Below are 3,397 nucleotides of genomic sequence, written 5' to 3' on the forward strand. Positions count from 1 at the left end.
AAGACAAGCCAATATTCCTTGTGAATACAAATTAAAAGGAAGACAGGCAGACTGTGAAAAAGATCGTGCTTATAAGGCAGAAATGGCAAAAAAACGCCAAGATGCCGCAGATAGTTACGGATTTCAAATCAATGCCTTAACATTAGAAAATGCCGATTTGTATGACCAAGCAGCTACATCAAGAACGGTTGAAGAAAGCCTTGCCAAAATGGGTACTACAGCAGAGGCCGAGGCAATTAAAGCTATAGCTGAAGCCGAAACCAAGAAAGACAACAACACTTTGTTCATTGTAATTGCTGTTTTAGCTGCACTGGGCATAGGAATATTTGTTTACAAGAAATTCTTTTAATCATGCCTAAAGAAAGTTCCTTTTTAGAACAGGCAGTTTTGGACATCATGAACGCAGGAGATAGCAACACATCGTTGCTTTCCTTCTCGTTTGGAGCTCAAAACACGCCTACAGCCCAAGAAAAAGTATTAACCGAAGAACAAAAGCAAAAGCGTACTATAATCATCATGGGCGGTTTATTCGCTGCGCTGATCATTCTGCTTATTGTTCTCACAAAAATTCGCTAATCATGTTTGATGCAACTGTAGAAACCAAAATTTCAACCGAAACTGTAGTGATCCTTTCTTTAGGATTAGCACTAGCAGGAGTATTGATTGTATTAGCTACTAAACTCGCGAGGTAATGAATGAGTTAATCAAAATTTATAAACAACAGCCTGTAGTAGTACAAATAGTTGTTGCCATCATTTTACTTGTTATTGGATGGAATGTTTACAACTGGGCTAAAGCTCAAATGAAGAATTCAGCCGAAGAAACACAAGGAAAAGTTGAAATCAAACAACTGGAAAAACAAGGTGTTACACCTAGTTATTCTGACAGCGATTTTGATGCAATGGCCGACGATTTAGAGGAAGCTATGACTGGTCCTAGTAATACAGATGATGCCAATCAAGTCTATTCTGTTTTGAAAAAACTTAAAAACGATGCTGACTTTATCCAATTAAACAAAGCATTCGGATTACGCTCGTCAAGTTGGGACTTCATTAATCCAACTGCAACCGACCTTTCAACTTGGTTAAGAGATGAAAGTTTAGTTGATGTGAGTGTGATTAACAGTCAATTGAGTTTCCAAGGACTATCAAAACGCTTCTAACCTATGCAAGAAAAAGCACTTACTGCAGTACAGATGCTTTTAGCAACGGGAGCGGGTTGGGTTGTATCTCTGGAAGCTGTTGAAGCGGTCGCAAGAATTGTTTCATTAATTGCACCCGTAGTATTCTCAACCATCCTCTTTGTTCGGAAAAGCAAAAAAGACAAAGACAACTAAAATGAAGAACCTAAAGATCAAACCTCTGAAGCATTTGAAATTAAAGCTTGAAAACACAAATAACGGTGAAGCAATATTTCAAATTCGATTTACTACGGCTTTGACTCTTTGGGTTCTTTTAACTGCATTGGCCAGCGGTAAAATAAACCTAGAAAAGTTCATTTCTCTGGCCAATATCATACTAGAAAATGTATGAACGATAAAACCTTAAGAGTGGTGATGTTGATTTACATGTTCGCATTATCCTTCATCCTATTCTACCAAATCATTAAAGACAGATTTATGAAAATCGAAAACGTCGCAAATAAGTTAACCAAGAATTCAAACAAGAGCTACGGAATGCGTAGCCTTTCAAAAATAGCTTATATCATCTGGCATCATAGTGCCACACATTCTGGATCAGCGGAGCAATTCGCAAAATACCATGTTGAAAAACATGATTGGCCAGGCATAGGCTACCACTTTGTAATTGAAAAAGATGGAACCATTAAACAAACCAACGCACTAACAACCGTGAGTTATCATTGCCCGGGTAGAAATACAGATGGAATTGGTGTTTGTTTGGTTGGTGATTTCTCTAATTCAATGCCGACTCCAGAACAGATGCAATCAGCTACATGGTTAGGCCGTGAAATACGTAAAATGGTAGGTAAAAACCTAACCTCTGCCCCACATGGCGACTTTAAGCAAACAAGCTGCCCAGGAGACAAATTAAGAAATGAAGTTTACAACTGGTAATACCTAGATTATGTACAACGTATATACATACAACAACTACTTATACATTGATGGAATGGCAGGCTATCAAGCCCGTTCTGCCGCTTTATCTGAAATTAGACGAGACGATGTGTTTCGTGATCAGTTCCATGTTTACGACCGCAGAGGTTATTTATTTACCCTCAATTTTGCAGACATCTTAATGGAGGATGGAAATCCTTATGCAGATGCAGATGCTTTTGAAGCATGGGCAACAGAGGCAACATCGGGTTTTAATTCAGCCTCGGGAGGTAGCGAGGCTGTAACATTCTATACTGGGGATGGTCAATTGTCTTCAGATAGAACTGTTGATATGAATGGCCATAGCATAAGTTATAAAAATGGACTTCAAAACGTTTTTAGTTTTGATGCATTAGGTAATTTTGAATTAGGTTCATCAAGTCAAGGTGCACCACTGAAAGGCTTACTCATCAACAACTATACAGGAAGAAGTTTAAGTGATTATGTTGTTGATGTAAGGACAAACGCTTCTCAAAGAGCATTGGGGGTTCGGCAAAATGGTGGTACTGTAATTGGGAATAATGCTAACAACATATCAACTATTGGAGGGTATGATGGAGTAGGTATAAATAGATTCTATTCTATAAATGGTCATTTTAATTTTACTGGAGGTGCAACTAATCCAAATTATGGATGGGTGTCTGTTGGTGGTTATATGACACAACCCCAAGCTTTGCTGCACTTACAAGCACAAGGCGGGTTAAGTACTGATAAAGCCTTATTAGTTAAAACCCCTGATTCAATAGATTCTTTTTACATCACTGGAGATAAGCAAATAATTTCAAATGGTGGTAGTTTATTTATGCCACAAACATGGGGCGGTGGTGCATATGCAAAAATTGAAAATCATGGAAATGGAAGGTTATTCGAAATAGGGCATACCACAAATGGAAAGGAAATATCCATGACCTCAGACGACAATACAAATTATGGTTTGAGTGTTAACAAGGGATTAGGAAATAATTTCTTTTTGGGAGATATAGTAAAACCGTATTCTTCGGGAATTGGTAATGGATTTTATCAAGGAGTATCTTCAATTGAGAATCCTATTGTTCCAAATGCTTCATCGACGGGTGTTTTTGATTTTGGAGATGGAAACGGGCAGGTTTTCTACGTTAAAAATTCATCGGGAGATAAAATAAAACTCTTCAAATACGTTGACGTAGATTTTGCCACAAATCTAGTACCTACAGATTATAATGCTAGTCCTGATAATTTCAACACTTTCATGGATCAATTTGTAACTCAATTTCATAGCATGAGAAATGCTTTAATTCAACACGG

The 3,397-nt window shown here is 37.7% G+C and carries 7 protein-coding genes; all 7 read left to right on the forward strand.

Annotation, left to right across the window (positions count from 1 at the left end):
- The coding region (locus R3333_RS13455; RefSeq protein ID WP_318959292.1) for a hypothetical protein at positions 1-349 on the forward strand (349 nt) is incomplete at its 5' end.
- Positions 350-351: 2 nt separating this feature from the next.
- Positions 352-576: a hypothetical protein gene (locus R3333_RS13460; RefSeq protein ID WP_318959293.1), complete on the forward strand. Its 225-nt coding sequence runs from the start codon at positions 352-354 to the stop codon at positions 574-576.
- Between the two features lie 115 nt (positions 577-691).
- Positions 692-1,162 carry a hypothetical protein gene (locus R3333_RS13465; protein ID WP_318959294.1) on the forward strand — a complete coding sequence of 157 codons (471 nt, stop codon included), beginning with the start codon at positions 692-694 and terminating at the stop codon, positions 1,160-1,162.
- Positions 1,163-1,165: 3 nt separating this feature from the next.
- Positions 1,166-1,336: a hypothetical protein gene (locus R3333_RS13470; protein WP_318959295.1), complete on the forward strand. Its 171-nt coding sequence runs from the start codon at positions 1,166-1,168 to the stop codon at positions 1,334-1,336.
- Position 1,337: 1 nt separating this feature from the next.
- Entirely contained in the window at positions 1,338-1,532 is a 195-nt protein-coding gene (locus tag R3333_RS13475) for a hypothetical protein (protein ID WP_318959296.1), read from the forward strand.
- The gene (locus tag R3333_RS13480) at positions 1,529-2,074 is read left to right on the forward strand and encodes a peptidoglycan recognition family protein (RefSeq protein ID WP_318959297.1); all 546 of its coding nucleotides are present in this window, start codon (positions 1,529-1,531) and stop codon (positions 2,072-2,074) included. The genes R3333_RS13475 and R3333_RS13480 overlap by 4 nt, the downstream gene beginning before the upstream one ends.
- Positions 2,075-2,084: 10 nt before the next feature.
- Positions 2,085-3,397 (forward strand): hypothetical protein (locus tag R3333_RS13485; RefSeq protein WP_318959298.1); only part of this gene is annotated, 1,313 nt, incomplete at its 3' end.

The sequence above is a fragment of the Lishizhenia sp. genome, assembly GCF_033720595.1.
In the GTDB taxonomy this organism is placed as follows: domain Bacteria; phylum Bacteroidota; class Bacteroidia; order Flavobacteriales_D; family Crocinitomicaceae; genus Lishizhenia.

Coding starts and splice junctions, on each gene's coding strand:
- R3333_RS13460 (WP_318959293.1), top strand. CDS start 352: ATGCCTAAAGAAAGTTCCTTTTTAGAACAGGCAGTTTTGGACATCATG.
- R3333_RS13465 (WP_318959294.1), top strand. CDS start 692: ATGAATGAGTTAATCAAAATTTATAAACAACAGCCTGTAGTAGTACAA.
- R3333_RS13470 (WP_318959295.1), top strand. CDS start 1,166: ATGCAAGAAAAAGCACTTACTGCAGTACAGATGCTTTTAGCAACGGGA.
- R3333_RS13475 (WP_318959296.1), top strand. CDS start 1,338: ATGAAGAACCTAAAGATCAAACCTCTGAAGCATTTGAAATTAAAGCTT.
- R3333_RS13480 (WP_318959297.1), top strand. CDS start 1,529: ATGAACGATAAAACCTTAAGAGTGGTGATGTTGATTTACATGTTCGCA.